Origin of the sequence: Nocardia sp. BMG111209 (genome assembly GCF_000381925.1) — a bacterium.
GTDB lineage: Bacteria > Actinomycetota > Actinomycetes > Mycobacteriales > Mycobacteriaceae > Nocardia.
On sequence record NZ_KB907310.1, the window covers coordinates 620,208 to 637,190 of the forward strand.

At 69.0% G+C, this 16,983-nt stretch carries 18 protein-coding genes; 10 read left to right on the forward strand and 8 right to left on the reverse strand.

The features are described from left to right. Positions 1-24 precede the first annotated feature (24 nt). From G361_RS0140860 to G361_RS0140875, 4 genes are all read left to right on the forward strand, one after another. The gene (locus G361_RS0140860) at positions 25-318 is read left to right on the forward strand and encodes a CopG family transcriptional regulator (protein WP_196814763.1); all 294 of its coding nucleotides are present in this window, start codon (positions 25-27) and stop codon (positions 316-318) included. Positions 319-373: 55 nt separating this feature from the next. Then, positions 374-1,399 carry a tryptophan--tRNA ligase gene (gene trpS / locus G361_RS0140865; RefSeq protein ID WP_019932944.1) on the forward strand — a complete coding sequence of 342 codons (1,026 nt, stop codon included), beginning with the start codon at positions 374-376 and terminating at the stop codon, positions 1,397-1,399. A 39-nt stretch (positions 1,400-1,438) separates the two neighbouring features. Continuing rightward, on the forward strand, positions 1,439-2,458 hold the full coding sequence (gene yhjD, locus G361_RS0140870) for an inner membrane protein YhjD (RefSeq protein ID WP_019932945.1): 1,020 nt from the start codon (positions 1,439-1,441) through the stop codon (positions 2,456-2,458). Positions 2,459-2,604: 146 nt separating this feature from the next. After that, positions 2,605-3,372 carry a hypothetical protein gene (locus tag G361_RS0140875; RefSeq protein ID WP_155982070.1) on the forward strand — a complete coding sequence of 256 codons (768 nt, stop codon included), beginning with the start codon at positions 2,605-2,607 and terminating at the stop codon, positions 3,370-3,372. A 235-nt stretch (positions 3,373-3,607) separates the two neighbouring features. Here G361_RS0140875 and G361_RS46445 read toward each other — a convergent pair whose 3' ends face one another. Beyond that, complete coding sequence (locus G361_RS46445; protein WP_019932947.1) at positions 3,608-4,924, reverse strand: D-alanyl-D-alanine carboxypeptidase family protein; 1,317 nt, start codon at positions 4,922-4,924, stop codon at positions 3,608-3,610. A gap of 129 nt (positions 4,925-5,053) precedes the next feature. Here G361_RS46445 and G361_RS0140885 point away from each other — a divergent pair, with 129 nt between their 5' ends. Together G361_RS0140885 and G361_RS0140890 are read left to right on the forward strand one after the other, a co-directional pair. After that, on the forward strand, positions 5,054-6,562 hold the full coding sequence (locus G361_RS0140885) for an MFS transporter (RefSeq protein WP_019932948.1): 1,509 nt from the start codon (positions 5,054-5,056) through the stop codon (positions 6,560-6,562). After that, positions 6,552-7,166, forward strand: a complete 615-nt coding sequence (locus tag G361_RS0140890; RefSeq protein ID WP_063711949.1) for a TetR family transcriptional regulator — start codon at positions 6,552-6,554, stop codon at positions 7,164-7,166. The genes G361_RS0140885 and G361_RS0140890 overlap by 11 nt, the downstream gene beginning before the upstream one ends. 3 nt (positions 7,167-7,169) lie before the next feature. On the opposite strand, the gene G361_RS0140895 is transcribed toward G361_RS0140890, so the two are convergent. After that, complete coding sequence (locus G361_RS0140895) at positions 7,170-8,045, reverse strand: phenylalanine 4-monooxygenase (RefSeq protein WP_019932950.1); 876 nt, start codon at positions 8,043-8,045, stop codon at positions 7,170-7,172. A gap of 109 nt (positions 8,046-8,154) precedes the next feature. On the opposite strand from G361_RS0140895, the gene G361_RS46450 reads away from it, so the two are divergent. After that, on the forward strand, positions 8,155-8,349 hold the full coding sequence (locus tag G361_RS46450; RefSeq protein ID WP_019932951.1) for a hypothetical protein: 195 nt from the start codon (positions 8,155-8,157) through the stop codon (positions 8,347-8,349). Positions 8,350-8,421: 72 nt separating this feature from the next. Here the strand turns inward: G361_RS46450 and G361_RS0140905 are convergent, their stop codons facing one another. The 4 genes from G361_RS0140905 to sdhC are packed head-to-tail and all read right to left on the reverse strand — an operon-like array spanning position 8,422 to position 11,858. Then, on the reverse strand, positions 8,422-9,189 hold the full coding sequence (locus G361_RS0140905) for a succinate dehydrogenase iron-sulfur subunit (RefSeq protein WP_019932952.1): 768 nt from the start codon (positions 9,187-9,189) through the stop codon (positions 8,422-8,424). Then, positions 9,189-11,003, reverse strand: coding sequence for a succinate dehydrogenase flavoprotein subunit (sdhA, locus tag G361_RS0140910; protein ID WP_019932953.1), 1,815 nt, complete (start codon positions 11,001-11,003; stop codon positions 9,189-9,191). Before sdhA ends, G361_RS0140905 begins: the two co-directional genes overlap by 1 nt. 15 nt (positions 11,004-11,018) lie before the next feature. Next, positions 11,019-11,450 carry a succinate dehydrogenase hydrophobic membrane anchor subunit gene (locus G361_RS0140915; protein ID WP_019932954.1) on the reverse strand — a complete coding sequence of 144 codons (432 nt, stop codon included), beginning with the start codon at positions 11,448-11,450 and terminating at the stop codon, positions 11,019-11,021. Positions 11,451-11,456: 6 nt separating this feature from the next. After that, complete coding sequence (gene sdhC / locus G361_RS0140920) at positions 11,457-11,858, reverse strand: succinate dehydrogenase, cytochrome b556 subunit (RefSeq protein WP_019932955.1); 402 nt, start codon at positions 11,856-11,858, stop codon at positions 11,457-11,459. Positions 11,859-12,214: 356 nt separating this feature from the next. Between sdhC and G361_RS0140925 the strand changes: the two genes are divergently transcribed. From G361_RS0140925 to G361_RS0140935, 3 genes are all read left to right on the forward strand, one after another. Further along, the gene (locus G361_RS0140925) at positions 12,215-12,616 is read left to right on the forward strand and encodes a cytidine deaminase (RefSeq protein WP_019932956.1); all 402 of its coding nucleotides are present in this window, start codon (positions 12,215-12,217) and stop codon (positions 12,614-12,616) included. 215 nt (positions 12,617-12,831) lie between these two features. Further along, a complete protein-coding gene (locus G361_RS0140930; protein WP_019932957.1) occupies positions 12,832-14,124 on the forward strand; it encodes a thymidine phosphorylase in 1,293 nt (430 codons plus the stop codon). A 95-nt stretch (positions 14,125-14,219) separates the two neighbouring features. Continuing rightward, a complete protein-coding gene (locus tag G361_RS0140935) occupies positions 14,220-15,359 on the forward strand; it encodes an adenosine deaminase (RefSeq protein WP_026344133.1) in 1,140 nt (379 codons plus the stop codon). A gap of 12 nt (positions 15,360-15,371) precedes the next feature. Here G361_RS0140935 and G361_RS0140940 read toward each other — a convergent pair whose 3' ends face one another. Both G361_RS0140940 and G361_RS0140945 read right to left on the reverse strand, forming a co-directional pair. Further along, complete coding sequence (locus G361_RS0140940) at positions 15,372-16,616, reverse strand: hypothetical protein (RefSeq protein ID WP_019932959.1); 1,245 nt, start codon at positions 16,614-16,616, stop codon at positions 15,372-15,374. A gap of 33 nt (positions 16,617-16,649) precedes the next feature. Further along, positions 16,650-16,982, reverse strand: coding sequence for a YbaB/EbfC family nucleoid-associated protein (locus tag G361_RS0140945; protein ID WP_019932960.1), 333 nt, complete (start codon positions 16,980-16,982; stop codon positions 16,650-16,652). Between the last annotated feature and the right edge of the window lies 1 nt (position 16,983).

Below are 16,983 nucleotides of genomic sequence, written 5' to 3' on the forward strand. Positions count from 1 at the left end.
CCGGGCGCGGGGAGGATGGTGGCCGTGAGGCTGACGGTGACCCTCGATTACGACGTCGTGCAACTGCTCGAGCACGCCGCCCGCGCCCGCGGCCGATCGAAGAAACACATCGTCAACGAGGCGCTGCGGCAGCTGCTCACCGGAATCGCCCCGGCACAACCGGTTCCCGAGGAGACGGTCACCCGGCCCGTCGCCGAACCCCCGGTTCCGCGCCCCGCCGACCGGTCCGATCAGGACGCGCTCAACGCCGCGCTGGCGACCTATTTCGGGCTGCCCGCACTGCCGCCGCGGCTGTATCTGGTCAAGAGCGAGCGCTGACCGCGACCGCCTTGCCGCGGGAAAACCGGTTGCCGGGTCATGGGAAGATCGGGGCATGTCCAGTCCTGCACCCAGCGGCGAGCGTAAGCAGCGGGTCCTGTCCGGGATCCAGCCGACCAGTGATTCCTTCCACCTCGGCAACTATCTCGGCGCGCTGCAGTACTGGGTGACACTGCAGGACGATTTCGACGCCCTCTACTTCATCCCGGACATGCACGCCATCACGGCGCCGCACGATCCGAAGGCGCTGCGCGCCCGCACCAAGGTGTCCGCGGCCCAGTTGCTCGCACTCGGCATCGATCCGAAGCGCTCGACGCTGTTCGTGCAGAGCCAGGTGCCGCAGCACGCCGAGCTCACCTGGGTGCTCAGCTGCCTGACCGGCTTCGGCGAGGCGAGCCGGATGACCCAGTTCAAGGACAAGTCGACGAAGCAGGGCGCGGAGAACGCCACCGTCGGCCTGTTCACCTATCCGATCCTGATGGCGGCGGACATCCTGCTCTACCGTCCGCATCTGGTCCCGGTCGGCGAGGATCAGCGCCAGCATCTGGAGCTGACCCGGAATCTGGCGCAGCGCTTCAACACCCGCTTCAAGAAGACCTTCGTGGTCCCGGAACCGCACATCGTCTCCGGCACCGCCAAGATCTACGACCTGCAGGATCCCACCTCGAAGATGAGCAAGTCGGCGGCCAGTGACGCGGGCCTGCTCAACCTGCTCGACGATCCGGCGGTGTCGGCCAAGAAGATTCGCTCCGCGGTGACCGACACCGAGCGCGAGATCCGCTACGACCCGGAGACCAAACCGGGGGTCAGCAATCTGCTCGTCATCCTGTCCGCGCTGACCGACACCCCGATCGTGACGCTGGAGCAGGACTACGTCGGCAAGGGGTACGGTGACCTCAAGAGCGACGTGGCCGATGCCCTGGTGGAATTCGTGACGCCGTTTCAGGAGAAGGTACGAGGGTATCTGGCAGACCAGGGCGAACTCGATCGCATCCTCGCCGCCGGTGCGGAGCGCGCGCGGGAGATCGCCGGCAACACCCTCGCGCAGGTGTACGACCGAGTGGGTTTCCTGGCTCGGTGACGACCGCTCCGCGGGGCCGAAGGTTTCCGGGAGGTCGCGTTGTTGAACAGGCTCCGGGCGCGGATCACGGCATTCGTGCGGCAACGGCCCTGGCTGGATCACGTGGTTCGCGCCGGCCGCCGGTACCAGGGGCAGCGCGCCGACTACTACGCGGCCGGACTCACCTACTACACCGTGCTGGCGCTGTTCCCGCTGCTGATGGTCGGTTTCGCGGTGACCGCTTTCGTGTTGTCGCACAACCCGGACCTGCTGGCCGAGCTGGAGAGCCGGATCCTGGAGAACATCCCGGGCTCGCTCGGCGGTCAGCTCAACGATCTCATCGACGACGCGATCCGGTCCCGCACCAGCGTCGGCCTGCTCGGCCTGGTGGGTGCCGGGTACGCGGGGCTCGGCTGGATGGCGAACCTGCGGGCCGCGCTCGGTGAGTTGTGGGATCAGCCTGCGGCACAAGGGAATTGGTTCGGGTCCAAGGTGTCGGACCTGCTCGCGCTGCTGGGGCTCGGGGTGGCGATGCTGCTGTCGGCGGCGCTGTCGGCACTGGCGGGCAGCAACCTGGGCCGGGATCTGCTGAAACTGGTTCATCTCGAGCACGCGCCCGGCGCGGGGGTGCTGCTCGCGATCGGCTCGCTGGTGGCGGCGGTGCTGGCGTCGTGGGCGGTGTTCGCCTGGGTCATCGCCCGCCTGCCGCGGCGGCCGGTCCGGCTGGTGAGCGCGGCGCAGGCGGCGCTGATCGCGGCCGTCGCGTTCGAACTCTGGAAGCAGATCGCCTCCTTCTATCTGAAGCGCGTGCTGACCAGCCCCGCCGGCGTCGCCTTCGGCCCGATCATCGGCCTGATGGTGTTCGCCAACATCACCAGCCGGATCATCCTGTTCACCACCGCGTGGGCGGCGACGGCGGTGCGCGACACCCCGGAGCAGGATCCCGCGCCCGCCGCGACCCCGGTCGTGATCGCGCCCCGGGTGACGACCGGTCTCCCCGCGGGATCCGGCGCCGCGCTGTTCGGCGCGGGTGCGGTGATCGGCCTGCTGGCACGGCTGCCGCTGCGGTCGCGGAAGTGATCCACGCGGCGTAATGCCTTCGCGCACTGGCGCATAAGCGACACAAAGTGCGTTGCGAAACGACCGACCAGCACGGTAGCGTTCCCGACTCGTGGGGCGACGGCGACCGTGTGCGGCGCCCGCGATGAATCTCAGCGAGGGGATCGATGACAGTTCCATCCGGTTATCCGCCGTCGGGGTCCGGCGGGCCGCAGTGGCAGCAGGTTCCGCCGCCGGCGCCCGGAGGTTACGCACCACCACCGCAGCCGGGTTACGGTGCGCCGCAGCAGCCGGGATACGGCGCGCCACAACAGCCGGGTTACGGGCCGCCGCCGAATTATCCGCAGGCCCCGCCGCCGCGCAAGTCGCGCTCGGCGGGTTTCTGGATCGTGCGCATCGCCGTCCTGCTGGTGCTGGCCGGGATCGCCGTCGGCTGGAGCGTGCTGCGCGATCACGGCCACAGCGGTGACAAGTCGTACGACACGATGAACACCGCGAAGGTCGGCGACTGTGTCGCCCTCAGCGGCAGTTCCTTCGACGTGAAGGTCGCGAAGGCCTCGTGCGGTGATCCGCAGACGATATACAAGGTCGGCGCGACCTCCGACGGTTCGGGCTCCTGCCCCGACCCGGACTACGAGTCGGTGACCACCACCGGCGGTCATCGCAACACCAAGATCTGCCTGGAACTCAATGTGCAGCAAGGTGATTGCGTCGACATCGACAAGCTGTCGGCCTCGTCGAAGAAGGTCGACTGCCTCACCGCGGCGCGCGCGGGGACCTCGATCGGGACGACGAACTACATCAAGATCGGCCGCGTCATCCCCGGCTCCACCAACCGGACCGACTGCGGCGCGGATTTCACCGAGAACGAGACGATCGTCTATCTCCAGCCCAACCCGCGGGTGTTGTGCCTGGTGAGCCCGGACGAGAACTGATCGGACCGGACGGCCGTCGTCCCCCGGAGCTCCGGGGAACGACGGCCGTCGGCTTATCGACCCACGGGATCCCCTGGGGCAGAAGAGATCCCGTCCCGGCCCGGATCCTGGATGAACGACCCGGCCCGGCTGGTTTCGACGCCGGGCGCGGCAACCAGGCGCCCGGCGCTCCTCCACTTCAGCACCGCCGGGGGCCCCGCGCGAGATTTCGGATCAGCGGGATCCGATCGCGCCCTCAGCGCCGGCGATGCCCCCGCCCCGAAACCCACCACGCCGCGATCACCAGGCCCAGCGCCACCAGGATTCCGCCGGCCAGGATGTAGGTGGGCAGATCGTCGTGGGTCGGCGTGTCCTCGTCGTTCGCCCGGTCCGCATCGTGCGGCGGCGGCGAGGCCAGGGTCACGCTGGGGTTGGCGGTGGCGGGACGGCTGTTGTCCGGCAACGATCCGACGTTTGCGTCCGGCGGGAACGCGAAGGCCCATTCCAGCAGGCGGGCGGCCTGTTCGGGCGGGCGGATGGGCAGCACGTCGGCCTTCAGCAGGGTGATGACCAGGCGGCGGCCGTTGCGGTCGGCGGCGTTGACGAAGGTCTGCCGCGCGTCGTCGGTGAAGCCGGTCTTACCGCCCAGATCGCCGTCGAAGTCGTACAGCAGCCGGTTGTCGTTGGCGATGACGAAACCGGGATGGTCCTTGTCGCCCGGAATCTTCGGATCGGCCGGAAAGCCGGGGAAATCGGCCTGTTCGGTGTGGATCAGCTCGGCGAAGGTCGGGATGGTCATCGCCTCCCGGAAGATCGTCGCCAGATCGTACGGTGAGGTGCTCATACCCGGCCCGTCCAGGCCCGCGGGGGTGGCGGGGCGGGTGTCCATGGCGTGCAGCCGTTCGGCCTCCGCGCGCATCTTCGCGACGGTGGCGTCCACGCCGCCGAGCTGCATCGCGATGGCGTGCGCGGCGTCGTTGCCGGAGCACATGATCAGCGCCTGCATCAGCTGTTTGTTGGAGTAGCGGCCGCCGGGCCCGATGCCGACGCGGGTGCCCTCGGCATTCGCGTCCTCCTGGGTACCGGTCACCACCTTGCTCAGGTCCAGGCTGCGCAGCGCGACGATCGCGAGCAGCGTCTTGATCGTGGAGGCGGGCCGGTACCGGCCGTGCGGATCCTTGGCGGCGAGTACCCGGCCGCTGTTCAGATCGGCGATCACCCAGCCGGTCGCGGAGATGTCGGCGGGCACCGGCGGAACCCCGGGCGGCAGGACCACGCCGCACTGACCCAGCTTGGGGCCGCCGATCGGGGGCGACGGCACCGGCAGCGGGGTCGGCGTGGGATCGCCCGGGGCCGGCACCTCGGAGGTGTCGATCGGCGGGGGCGGCACGACCTTGTTCGGGCAGTCGTCGGTGTTCGGCGTGGTGAACGGCGGCGTGGCCGCCGGCTGCGCCCCGGCCACGGCGGCATCCGGGCCGGTCCCGGCCGTGCCGCAGCAGATGCCGGCGACCAGTGCCGCGGCGGCGAGCGTGCGTAGTCGGCGGGGGCGGCGCCGAGGGGTGCGGGTGCTCATCGCCTTGGAGCTTAAAGCTCGGTCCGCCACGCCGCTGGCCCGGATTGATTGACACGCCGCCGGTTGACAGTAAATGCAAAATGAGAGACTCTCTCATATAAGAGAAGCATCCAAGTGATTGGAACTAGCATGAAGATGCCGAGCCCCCGCTGGCTGGCCCTCGGTGCCCTGGCCCTGGCCATGCTCACCATCGGCCTCGACACCACGGTGCTGACCGTGGCGCTGCCCACCATGGCCGTCGACCTGAACGCGAATACCGCTGCGCTGCAATGGTTCACCGCCGCCTACACGCTGGCGCTGGCCGCGCTGATGATCCCGGCGGGCGCCCTCGGCGACCGCTACGGCCGGAAACGATTCCTGCTGTTCGCGCTGGCGCTGTTCGGCGTCGCCTCGGCCGCCTGCGCGCTGTCCACCGGTTCCGCCGAGTTGATCGCCGCCCGCGCGGTGCTCGGCGTCGCCGCGGCGGCGATGATGCCGCTGTCGATGTCGGTGCTGCCGAGCATGTTCCCGGATCAGGCGGAACGGCAACGGGCGCTGACCGTCTGGGTCACCTCCTCCGCCCTCGGCCTGCCGCTCGGCCCGATCGTGGGCGGCTGGCTGCTGCGCAACTTCTGGTGGGGTTCGGTGTTCCTGATCAACGTGCCGCTGGTGATCGTCGGCCTGATCGCGGTCGCCGCGCTGGTCCCGGAATCGCGCAGCGAGCAGGCCTTCCGCATCGACCTCGCCGGCGTGGTGCTCTCGGTGATCGGGATGTCCGGGCTCACCTACGGCTTCATCCGGCTCGGTCAGGGCTGGGGCGACGGGCTCGGCTGGAGCACGGTCGCCGCCGGGGTGGCGGTGCTGGCCGGTTTCGTGGCGTGGCAGCGCCGCACCGAACACCCGCTGATCGACCTCGCCCTCTTCCGCAACCGCGGATTCGCTTGGGGCACAGGACATATGATCGTCATCAACTTCGCGATGTTCGGCCTGTTCTTCACCGTGCCGCAGTACTTCCAGGCCGTGCTCGGCGTCGACGCGCTCGGCAGCGGGCTGCGGCTGCTGCCGCTGATCGCCGGTCTGCTGATCGGCACCCGCGCCACCGACCGGCTGCTGCCCCGGATCGGCCTGCGGGCGGTACTGCCACTGGGCTTCGTGATCCTGGCCGGGGGCCTGGCGATGGGTGCGCTGACCCGGTCCGGCACCGGCTACGGATTCACCGCGGTGTGGATCACGCTGATCGGCGTGGGCATGGGCCTGGTGATGCCGGCCGCGATGGGCATGGCCATGGGCGAATTGGAGGCCCAGCGGGCCGGTACCGGTTCGGCGCTGCTGCAGGCGTTGCGGCAGGCCGGCGGCACCATCGGCGTCGCAATCCTAGGTACCGTGCTCGCCACCCATTACCGCTCCGGCCTGGGCGCCTACGACCGCGCCCCGATCTCCGACGGGGCCAACGCGGGGGCCGCGGTCGCGCAGAAACTGCACGACGCCGCACTGCTCGATCAGGTCCGGACGGCCTTCGTGGACAGCATGGACCTGATGCTCTGGATCTGCGCGGGCCTGTGCCTCGGGGGTGCGCTCCTGGCCGCCGTATTCACCCGATCACCCGAGCCCGCCGTCCGGCGGCCGGTGGATGCGGGAGAATCGGTCCATGTCGGCTGACTCGAAGGCAGCGCCTCCGCAGGCTCATCCCGGTCCGTCCGGGATGAGCCTGCGGGAGCGCAAGAAGGAACGGACCCGCCGGACCATCCGCACGGAGGCGTTCCGGCTGTTCCGGGAGCAGGGCTACACGGAGACCACGGTGGAGCAGATCGCCGCCGCGGCCGACATCTCGCCGAGCACCTTCTTCCGCTACTTCCCGTCCAAGGAACAGGTGGTCCTGGTCGACGACCTCGACCCGATTCTGATCCGGGCACTGGAGGAACAACCGCTGGACCTGTCCCCGCTGGAGGCGTTCAAACGCGCCACGACCGCCATCTACCACTCGTTGAACGCCGAGGAGTTCGCCTTCGAGCAGGAACGGGTACGGCTGGTCTACGGCGTCCCCGAGTTGCGCGGCGCGATGATCTACGAGATCGACCGCACCCGTGAACTGATGGCCGGACTGGTGGCCCGCCGCACCGGCCGGCCCGCCGATTCGCTCGAGGTCCAGGCGTTCTCCGGCGCGGTGATCGGCGCGATGACGAGCGTGACCGACCACGGCAACCTCGATCTCGACCGCATGGTCGCGATCCTGGAATTCCTCCAGGCCGGGATGCCGCTGTAGCGGTCAGTGCGCGACGGCCGGGACGGAGTCGTCGGTCATCGCCGCGAAGAATCCGCCCACCACGTCCTCGATCTCGGCGATCGACTCGGCGCAGTACAGCACCGGCTGATAGTGCGTGATGTCGTACACCGCGGTACCCATCTCCGGGATGTTCAGCGGCCGCAGCTCGGCGTGCCGGAACTCGCCGATCTCCCCGTACGAGGACAGCAGCCCCGCGCCGTAGCACCGCACCTCACCGTGCTCGCGGAGCACGCCGAACTCCATCGAGAACCAGAACACGTTGGCCAGGAAGTGCAGTGCCGCGTCGGTGCGCAACCGGGCCACCGCCGCGCCCACCTCGGCATAGATCGCCGCGAACCGCGGGCTCGCCAATTGGCTCGCGTGCCCGATGATCTCGTGGATCGCATCCGGTTCGGGGGTGTACAGCGGCGCCGAGTGATGGCGAATGTACTGGGTGGAGTGGAAGATCCGATCCGCGAACGAGCCGAAGAACTCGCGCAGCGGCACCAGCCCCGCCGCCGGCACGTACCGGAACCCGCTCAGCGGCGCCAGCGCCGCGGACACCTCGCCGAGCTGCGGGATCCGATCGGACGGCAGGCGCAGCCGCGCCGCGTGGGCCAGGACCTCGGTGGCCGCGTAGCGGGCGTGTTTGCGACCCAGCTCGGCGGAGACGATCCGCCAGACCTCGTGCTCCTCGTCGGTGTAGTCGATGCGGGGCAGCGGCCGCCCCGGACGGTAGTCGAGCGCCAGCGCGGCGATGGCGTTGCGGCGGGCCCGGTACTCCGGATCGCGCACGCCGGGATGCTCGTCGCTCAGATGCACCAGCACACCGTCGGCACCCGTGGTGACCGGCGAGTACAACTGCGCTTCCTCGAACATGACTCGATGCAAGCACTGTGTGGCGCGGGCGACAACAAACCCCGGGCGAACTGCGCAATGTGCCCAGCACGGGTCGCCGGATCGAGGTGCGAACCGCGACAATCGTCGGGTGGTGCGTTTCGGATGCTGGCTGACCCTCTTCGGGGCCGCTTTCGTGATCCTGGACGTCACCGGCATCCATCCCGTGGCCCTGTCCTGGGTCGACGATCAGCAGCCCGGCCTCGGCGTGGTCTGCACCCTGCTGGGCCTCACGGTGATCGCCGCCGACCTGGTCGCCGACCGGTTCGACGACGACGAGCGCTGAGCGCGGCCCGGTACCCGCGCCGAGGGCCGCCCGCTCCGGGCAGGAGCGGACGGCCCTCGGTTGTCCGGTGGATCAGCGAGCGAACAGCAGCGCGCGCTTGACCTCGGTGATCGCCTTCGTCACCTGGATGCCGCGGGGGCAGGCGTCGGTGCAGTTGAAGGTGGTGCGGCAGCGCCAGACGCCCTCGACGTCGTTGAGGATGTCCAGGCGCTCCTGGGCGGCCTCGTCGCGGCTGTCGAAGATGAAGCGGTGCGCGTTCACGATCGCGGCCGGGCCGAAGTAGCTGCCGTCGTTCCAGTACACCGGGCACGAGGTGGTGCAGCAGGCGCACAGGATGCACTTGGTGGTGTCGTCGAAGCGGTGCCGGTCGGCCTGGGACTGGATGCGCTCCCGGGTAGGCTCGTTGCCGCTGGTGATCAGGTAGGGCTTCACCGCGCGGAACGCGTCGAAGAACGGCTCCATGTTCACGACGAGGTCCTTCTCCACGGGCAGGCCGCGGATCGGCTCGACGGACATGGTCAGCGGCTTACCGCTCTTGGGGAGCAGATCCTTCATGAGCACCTTGCACGCCAGCCGGTTCACGCCGTTGATGCGCATGGCGTCGGAACCGCAGACGCCGTGGGCGCAGGAGCGGCGGAAGGTCAGCGTGCCGTCCAGGTAGCTCTTGATGTAGATCAGCACGTTCAGGAAGCGGTCGGTCGGCAGCACCGGAACCTGGAACGATTCCCAGCGCTCACCGCGGCCGTCCTCCGGGTTGAACCGGGCGATCTTGACGGTGATCAGCGTCGAACCGTCGGGGACCGGGGCGGCCTGCTGCGGTGTCTCGGCAACGGCAGTCATCAGTACTTACGCTCCATCGGCTCGTAACGGGTCTGTACGACCGGCTTGAAGTCCAGCTGGATCTCGGCGAGGAGGTTCGCCGGCTTACCGGACTCGACCTGCTTGTACGCCATGGTGTGGCGCATGAAGTTGACGTCGTCGCGGCTCGGGTAGTCCTCGCGGGCGTGGCCGCCACGGGACTCCCGGCGGTTCAGCGCGCCGAACACGGTCACCTCGGCCAGCTCCAGCAGGAAGCCCAGCTCGACGGCCTCGAGCAGATCGCTGTTGTAGCGACGGCCCTTGTCCTGCACGGTGATCCGGCTGTACCGCTCCTTGAGCGCGTGGATGACGGTCAGCATCTCCTTGAGGCTGTCCTCGGTGCGGAACACGCCCGCCTTGTCGTCCATCGCGATCTGCAGTTCGGTGCGGATGTCGGCGACCCGCTCGTTGCCGTGGTCGGACAGCAGCCCGGCCAGCCAGTTCTGCACCATGGTCGCCGGATTCTCCGGCAGCTCGGTGAACTGGGCGCGCGCGGCATACTCGGCGGCGGCGATACCCGCGCGCCGGCCGAACACGTTGATGTCCAGCAGCGAGTTGGTGCCGAGCCGGTTGGCGCCGTGCACGGATACGCACGCGCACTCGCCGGCGGCGTACAGGCCGGGGACCACGTCGGTGTTGTTGCGCAGCACCTCGCCGTGGATGCGGGTGGGGATGCCGCCCATCGCGTAGTGGCAGGTCGGCATGACCGGCACCGGCTCCTTCACCGGGTCCACACCCAGGTAGGTGCGGGAGAACTCGGTGATGTCGGGCAGCTTCTCCTCGAGCACGTCCTCGCCGAGGTGGGTCACGTCGATGAGCACGTAGTCCTTGTTCGGGCCCGCGCCGCGGCCCTCGCGGACCTCCTGCACCATCGAGCGGGCCACGATGTCGCGCGGCGCCAGATCCTTGATGGTGGGGGCGTAGCGCTCCATGAACCGCTCGCCGGTGGAGTTGCGGAGGATGCCGCCCTCACCGCGCACCGCCTCGGAGATGAGGATGCCCAGGCCCGCCAGGCCCGTCGGATGGAACTGGTGGAATTCCATGTCCTCCAGCGGCAGGCCCTTGCGGAACACGATCGCCATACCGTCGCCGGTCAGCGTGTGCGCGTTCGAGGTGGTCTTGTACATCCGGCCGGAACCGCCGGTGGCGAAGATGATCGACTTCGCGTGGAACACGTGCAGATCGCCGGTGGCCAGCTCGTAGGCGACCACGCCGGTGGCGACCGGGCCGCGATCGGTATCGGTCAGCACCAGGTCCAGCACGTAGTACTCGTTGTAGAACTCCACGTCGTGCTTGACGCAGTTCTGGTACAGCGTCTGCAGGATCATGTGGCCGGTGCGGTCGGCGGCGTAGCACGCGCGGCGGACCGGCGCCTTGCCGTGATCGCGGGTGTGACCGCCGAAGCGGCGCTGATCGATCCGGCCCTCGGGGGTCCGGTTGAACGGCAGGCCCATCTTCTCCAGATCGAGCACCGCGTCGATGGCCTCCTTGGCCATGATCTCGGCGGCGTCCTGGTCGACGATGTAGTCACCACCCTTGACCGTGTCGAAGGTGTGCCACTCCCAGTTGTCTTCCTCGACATTCGCCAGCGCGGCGCACATACCGCCCTGGGCCGCGCCGGTGTGGCTGCGGGTCGGGTACAGCTTGGTGAGCACGGCGGTCCGCACCCGGGGCCCGGCCTCGATCGCCGCGCGCATCCCCGCACCACCGGCGCCGACGATCACCACGTCGTACCGGTGTTCCTCGACGGGACGAGACCCACCGGTACCGATGGTTCCTTCGCTTTGCTCGCTCATCGCGGTGGCCTGCTCCTAGCTGATGTTGGGGTCGAAGGTGAAGATGACGTAGCTGCCCACGCCCATGATCAGGATCATCGCGACGGCCAGCAGGGTCTTCAGCCAGAACCGGGTCTGATCCTTGCGGGCGTAGTCGTCGATGACCGTGCGCAGGCCGTTGCCGCCGTGCAGCTGGGCCAGCCACAACATGGCCAGATCCCACAGCTGCCAGAACGGGCTGGCCCAGCGGCCGGCCACGAAGCCGAAGTTGACCCGCTTCACGCCGCCGTCGAGCATCAGCATGATCGTCATGTGGCCGAAGACCAGCACGATCAGCAGCAGACCGGAGAAGCGCATGAACAGCCACGCGTACTTCTCGAAGTTGTTGCCCGAGGTGCGGCGCGGGGCGCGCGGGGAGTCGAGGCTGGCGGGCCGATCGTAGGACTTGCCGAGAACAGGTGCAGTCATGTGGTCTCAGAGCTCCGTCGTGATCATGTAGAAGAGCTGGCGGCCGACGCCGGCGGCCGCGACCAGGACCCAGACCGTCAGGACGATCCACAGCATCAGGCGCTGGTACTTGACGCCCTTGGACCAGAAGTCGACGAGGATCAGCCGCAGGCCGTTGAGCGCGTGGAACAGCACGCACACGACCAGGCCCATCTCCAGCAGGGCCACGACCGGGTTCTTGTACGTCTCGATCGCCCGGTTGTAGGTGTCCGGGCTCACCCGTACCAGCGCGGTGTCGAGCACGTGCACGAACAGGAAGAAGAAGATCGCCACGCCGGTGATCCGGTGCAGCGCCCAGGACCACATGCCCGGGTCGCCGCGGTACAAGCTCTTCCGCTTCGGCCGTGCCGGAGCTTCGATGGTCGTCATAGAGTGCGGTGCCTCCAACGTCGTCGATGGACACGCCGGCGAGCCGGCTAGTCGGATGCGGTCGCAGATTTCGGCGTGCGGGCTCCGCGATCCCGCTACTCTGGACGCAGTAGCGGCTCTGGAGAACACCAGCTCGTTGCCGGAGCCGAGACCCGGGTGGCCTGAGTGCCGGACGGCCGCCGGGAACCTGGACCGATCTGCCGAGAACTCTAATCCTCGGCGATTCACGGAACTAATTCGGCGTGCCGGTCGTTATGTCGCAATTAGCGTAGTTAGGTTTGCCTAGCCTGACGGCTTCACCGGTGTGAAACGGGCTCCCCACCACCACTCGCGACACGCTTCCACGGAGGTCCGATATGTCCGAAATCGACTGGAATACCTTGCGCCGCAACGCATCCGAAATCATGCGTCATGCCTATGCGCCCTACTCGAGGTTTCCGGTCGGGGCTGCGGGCCTCACCGCCACGGGACGAATTGTGGCCGGTTGCAATGTGGAAAATATCTCATACGGACTGGGCCTCTGCGCCGAATGTGTACTCATCGGTAACCTCCACGCGACCGGAGGCGGCCGTTTGCTGGCGGTTGCCGTATGCGATTCCCGCGGCGAAATTCTGATGCCGTGCGGACGTTGCCGGCAGCTGCTCCACGAGCACGGCGGCGGGGATCTGCTCGTCGATCACAAGGACGGTCCGCGGCCGCTGCGCGAGCTGCTGCCGGACGCGTTCGGACCCGACGATCTCGCCGCCGGGCAGCAATAGCGCCGGACTATCGCCGCGCCGTTCGATTCGGGCCGGCGGGCGCGGGAACGGGGTCGTCGCACGGGACCGACGGCAGGCGTGCGGCGTGTCCGAAACTGACCACGCCGGGCGAATGTGGCGGGAAACCGACGTGTCGGTCGGCGATTTGCCTGCAGCGCGTGCGGGAGTGAAATCGACGGCTGCGGGGCCGATCCCGGTCTGCAAGGCTGTGTCCCATGGCGAGCGAGCAATCGGCGACGGCGGTGATCACGACCAAGCGGGACGGCGGTGACCTGTCGGACGCGCAGATCGACTGGGTGATCGACGCGTACACCCGCGGGGTGGTCGCCGACGAGCAGATGTCCGCGCTGGCGATGGCGATCGTGTGGCGGGGGATGACCCGCCGCGAGATCGCGCGCTGGACCGCGGCGATGATCGCCTCCGGACAGCGGATGTCCTTCCCGGAGCTGACCCGGCCCACCGTCGACAAGCACTCCACCGGCGGCGTCGGCGACAAGATCACGCTGCCGCTGGCCCCGCTGGTCGCCGCGTGCGGGGCGGCGGTGCCGCAGCTGTCCGGCCGGGGCCTCGGCCACACCGGCGGCACCCTGGACAAACTCGAATCGATTCCCGGCTGGCAGGCCGATCTCGCGCCGGCCCGGATGCGGGAGATCCTGGCCGATCCGGCGATCGGCGCGGTGGTGTGCGCGGCCGGCGCGGATCTGGCCCCCGCCGACAAACGCCTCTACGCCTTGCGCGATGTCACCGGCACCGTCGAATCCATCCCGCTGATCGCCAGCTCGATCATGAGCAAGAAGATCGCCGAGGGCACCTCGGCGCTGGTCCTCGACGTCAAGGTGGGCAGCGGCGCCTTCATGAAGGATCTCGACTCCGCCCGGGAGCTGGCCGCCACCATGGTCGAACTGGGCACCGACTCCGGTGTGCGTACCGTCGCGTTGCTCACCGCCATGGACGCCCCGCTGGGCCGCGCGGTCGGCAATGCCCTGGAGGTGACCGAGTCGGTGGCGGTGCTGGCCGGCGGCGGCCCGCCCGACGTCGTCGAGCTGACCCTCACCCTCGCGCGGGAGATGTTGGCGCAGGCCGGAATTCACGATGTCGACCCGGCCGACGCGCTCGCCGACGGCCGGGCCATGGATCGCTGGCGGGCCATGGTCCGGGCCCAGGGTGGCGAGCCCGGCGCGGCCCTGCCCGCCGCGCGCCTGCGCGAGCAGATCTCGGCGGGCCGGGCCGGCATCGTCGCCGGGGTCGACGCACTGCTGGTCGGGCGGGCGGCGTGGCTGCTCGGCGCGGGCCGGGCCCGGCAGGGCGATGCGATCGACCACGCGGCGGGTATCGAGGTGCACGTGCGGCCCGGCGACCGCGTCGCGGCGGGCGACCCGATCTACACCCTGCACGCCGACCGCCCGGAACTGGTCGGCGACGCCTGTGACGTGCTGCACCGCTCGTACACGATCGGCGATGCCGAGGTCGCCGCGTCACCGCTGGTTCTGGACCGGATAGCGAGGTGACCACGCCGGACACGTCGGGCAACGACATGCCGTCGAGAGGATGGACACACGGAAAGTTGCCTGCGCACCCCCGCCGATGCGGCTAGCGTCAATACATGACTGGACCGACGCCTCTCACTCTCGCCTCGATCCGCCGGGCGCCCAAGGCGGTGCTGCACGATCACCTCGATGGTGGCCTGCGGCCCGCCACGGTACTCGAGTTGGCCGCCGGCTGCGGCTACGATCAGCTGCCGGCCACCGATGCCGACGCGCTCGGCCACTGGTTCCGCGACGCCGCCGACAGCGGCTCGCTGGAACGATATCTGGAAACCTTCGCGCACACCGTCGCCGTGATGCAGACCCCCGAGGGCCTGCGCCGGGTGGCCCGCGAGGCCGCCGAGGACCTGGCCACCGACGGCGTGGTCTACGCGGAGGTTCGATTCGCGCCCGAACAACATCTCGAGCGCGGCCTCACCCTCGACGAAGTGGTCGAACACACCCTCGCCGGATTCCGCGAGGGTGAGGAGATCGCCGCCGCGGCCGGGAACCCGATCCGGGTGATCTGCCTGCTGACCGCCATGCGGCACGCGGCACGCTCGCTGGAGATCGCCGAACTCGCGGTGCGGTTCCGCCGGCGCGGCGTGGGCGGCTTCGACATCGCCGGCGCCGAGGCCGGTTACCCGCCCACCCGGCACCTCGATGCGTTCGAGTACATGCGAGCCAACAACGCGCACTTCACCATTCACGCGGGCGAGGCGTTCGGCCTGCCCTCGATCCACGAGGCGCTGGCGTTCTGCGGCTGCGATCGGCTCGGGCACGGGGTGCGGATCACCGACGACATCTTCGACGGCGCGACCGCGGCCGCGACCCCCGCGCCGGAGGGCGGCACGGTACCCGACCACAGCGGGCTGCGCCTCGGTCTGGTCGCCAATTATGTTCGGGACAAACGGATTCCGCTGGAACTGTGCCCGTCGTCGAATGTGCAGACCGGTGCGGTGCCGTCACTGGACAAGCATCCGTTCGATCTGCTGGCCCGGTTGCGGTTCCGGGTCACCGTCAACACCGACAACCGGCTGATGAGCGATACCGACATGAGCCGGGAGATGCTCAAGCTGGTCGAGACCTTCGGCTACGGCTGGAGCGATCTGGAGCGGTTCACGATCAATGCGATGAAGTCCGCCTTCATCCCGTTCCCGGACCGGTTGCGCCTGATCGACGAGGTGATCAAGCCCGGCTACGCCGTACTGATCGGCTGAGCCGGCCCGGCTTCAGGCCTTCTGCAGCCGGGCCTCGAACGCCTGCTCCAGAACCCGCCAGCCGGCCGCCTCGGTGGTGAACGGCGGGCTCGGAGCCAGCCGGTTCGGGTCCGGCTCCAGCAGGTACGACACGTACCAGCCCAGCGGCGTGGACTTGGCCAGCGCCTGCTCCACCCCGTCGTCGCCCGCGTAATCGGCTGCGTCGGTGAACAATTCGACCGCGAGGTCGAGCTGGTCGACATCCACCTGACGGGGGCCGACGGCCAGATCGTCGGCGAGGCCGGGCAGGACGTAGACGTTCTCCTCGGTGACCTCGACCTCCAGCGAGCCGTCGGTGGCCGCCGTGCGCACCTCGTCGAAGGTGCTCACGCGGGCCAGGTCGTGGTCGTGCTCGTCGGCGAGGTAGCGGGCCAGGGCGCGCTCGGAGGCGAAGATCGTGATGGCGCCCTCGCTGCCCAGGAACACCGGCTCGTCGTCGAGGTAGCAGCGCAGCGTGAACCAGGTGCCGTCGGAGGTGATGATCTTCACCGGGTCGATGCCGACGGTGTTCCAGAAGGTCTCCTCTTCCTCCTCGTCCTCGGCATCCAGGTCGACCTGCTCGAATTCGTTGTCGTCCTCGGTTTCCGCGACATCCTCGGCGTCGACGATGTTCTCCTCGGCGGCCAGCAGTTCGGCCTCGGCGACGGCGACGGCCGCGGCGTCCACCTCGGGCGTGTGCACCACCGAGTCGATGGCGTCGATGACCTGGTCCCAGTCCTTGGCGATGGCCGCGCCGATCTGGTCCCACAGTTCCTGGCCCTCACGGCCGACGAAGGCGTTCACACCCGCGGGCAGCGCCCCGAGCACGGGGTGCGAACCGAAGAACTTCGTCACCACCTCGAGCTCGCACACCTCGCCGATGGTCCGGACCATGTCGAGCGTCTCCTCGAGCTCGGCGATGGTCTCCGGATCCGGGTCGCCCGCCGCGAGTTCCGGCGCGCCGACCAGATCGAAGGCGTACTGCTCCTCCGGCTCCAGCTCCGCGGCGGACAATCCGGCCACGACCTTCCAGGCCGGATGGTCGATCAGATCGTTGTCGTCGTTGGTGCGGATGAACGCGGCGAGCTCCGCGACCGACTCGAATCCGTAGAGCGCGTCCTCGTGTCCGAGGAATGCCTCCCATTCGTCGTCACCGTCCCGCCAGCGCGGTGCCCACAGGGTGACGAGGTCGCCATCGGTCAGGCCGAGCTCGATCGGGACGATGTCTCCAGAAGCCATGACCGGAAGCCTATCGAGCCGTCGTCTGCGGCACTATTCGGCCCGCCCCGCAACGCTTCCCGCAGTGGGCGGAACGAACGCGGAGTTGAGGGTCGCAACCACGTCCGACCGCTGCCGACCGGCGTCCTGAGCGGCCTGCTGGCACGCCCAGATGATGAGTTGCCCCACGTCGGCGGGGGGATGGCCGCTGACCGACTCGGCCAGGGACAGGCCGACCATGGCGCCGTCGCTGTCGACCTCCACGCTCACCAGGCCATCGTCGCTGGTGAAGCGACCACGCACCTGCTTCAGCCCGAACAGCGCGGCCTCCAGCGCCTCGAGCTTCTCCGTCGCGTGAGCGACCAGCGCGTCCATCTCCGCGCTCATG

What these genes read in the sequence shown, in the direction of transcription:
- trpS (WP_019932944.1), top strand. Translation starts at nt 374, where the DNA reads ATGTCCAGTCCTGCACCCAGCGGCGAGCGTAAGCAGCGGGTCCTGTCC.
- G361_RS0140875 (WP_155982070.1), top strand. Translation starts at nt 2,605, where the DNA reads ATGACAGTTCCATCCGGTTATCCGCCGTCGGGGTCCGGCGGGCCGCAG.
- G361_RS46445 (WP_019932947.1), bottom strand. Translation starts at nt 4,924, where the DNA reads ATGAGCACCCGCACCCCTCGGCGCCGCCCCCGCCGACTACGCACGCTC.
- G361_RS0140885 (WP_019932948.1), top strand. Translation starts at nt 5,054, where the DNA reads ATGAAGATGCCGAGCCCCCGCTGGCTGGCCCTCGGTGCCCTGGCCCTG.
- G361_RS0140890 (WP_063711949.1), top strand. Translation starts at nt 6,552, where the DNA reads ATGTCGGCTGACTCGAAGGCAGCGCCTCCGCAGGCTCATCCCGGTCCG.
- G361_RS0140895 (WP_019932950.1), bottom strand. Translation starts at nt 8,045, where the DNA reads ATGTTCGAGGAAGCGCAGTTGTACTCGCCGGTCACCACGGGTGCCGAC.
- G361_RS0140905 (WP_019932952.1), bottom strand. Translation starts at nt 9,189, where the DNA reads ATGACTGCCGTTGCCGAGACACCGCAGCAGGCCGCCCCGGTCCCCGAC.
- sdhA (WP_019932953.1), bottom strand. Translation starts at nt 11,003, where the DNA reads ATGAGCGAGCAAAGCGAAGGAACCATCGGTACCGGTGGGTCTCGTCCC.
- G361_RS0140915 (WP_019932954.1), bottom strand. Translation starts at nt 11,450, where the DNA reads ATGACTGCACCTGTTCTCGGCAAGTCCTACGATCGGCCCGCCAGCCTC.
- sdhC (WP_019932955.1), bottom strand. Translation starts at nt 11,858, where the DNA reads ATGACGACCATCGAAGCTCCGGCACGGCCGAAGCGGAAGAGCTTGTAC.
- G361_RS0140925 (WP_019932956.1), top strand. Translation starts at nt 12,215, where the DNA reads ATGTCCGAAATCGACTGGAATACCTTGCGCCGCAACGCATCCGAAATC.
- G361_RS0140930 (WP_019932957.1), top strand. Translation starts at nt 12,832, where the DNA reads ATGGCGAGCGAGCAATCGGCGACGGCGGTGATCACGACCAAGCGGGAC.
- G361_RS0140935 (WP_026344133.1), top strand. Translation starts at nt 14,220, where the DNA reads ATGACTGGACCGACGCCTCTCACTCTCGCCTCGATCCGCCGGGCGCCC.
- G361_RS0140940 (WP_019932959.1), bottom strand. Translation starts at nt 16,616, where the DNA reads ATGGCTTCTGGAGACATCGTCCCGATCGAGCTCGGCCTGACCGATGGC.
- G361_RS0140945 (WP_019932960.1), bottom strand. Translation starts at nt 16,982, where the DNA reads ATGAGCGCGGAGATGGACGCGCTGGTCGCTCACGCGACGGAGAAGCTC.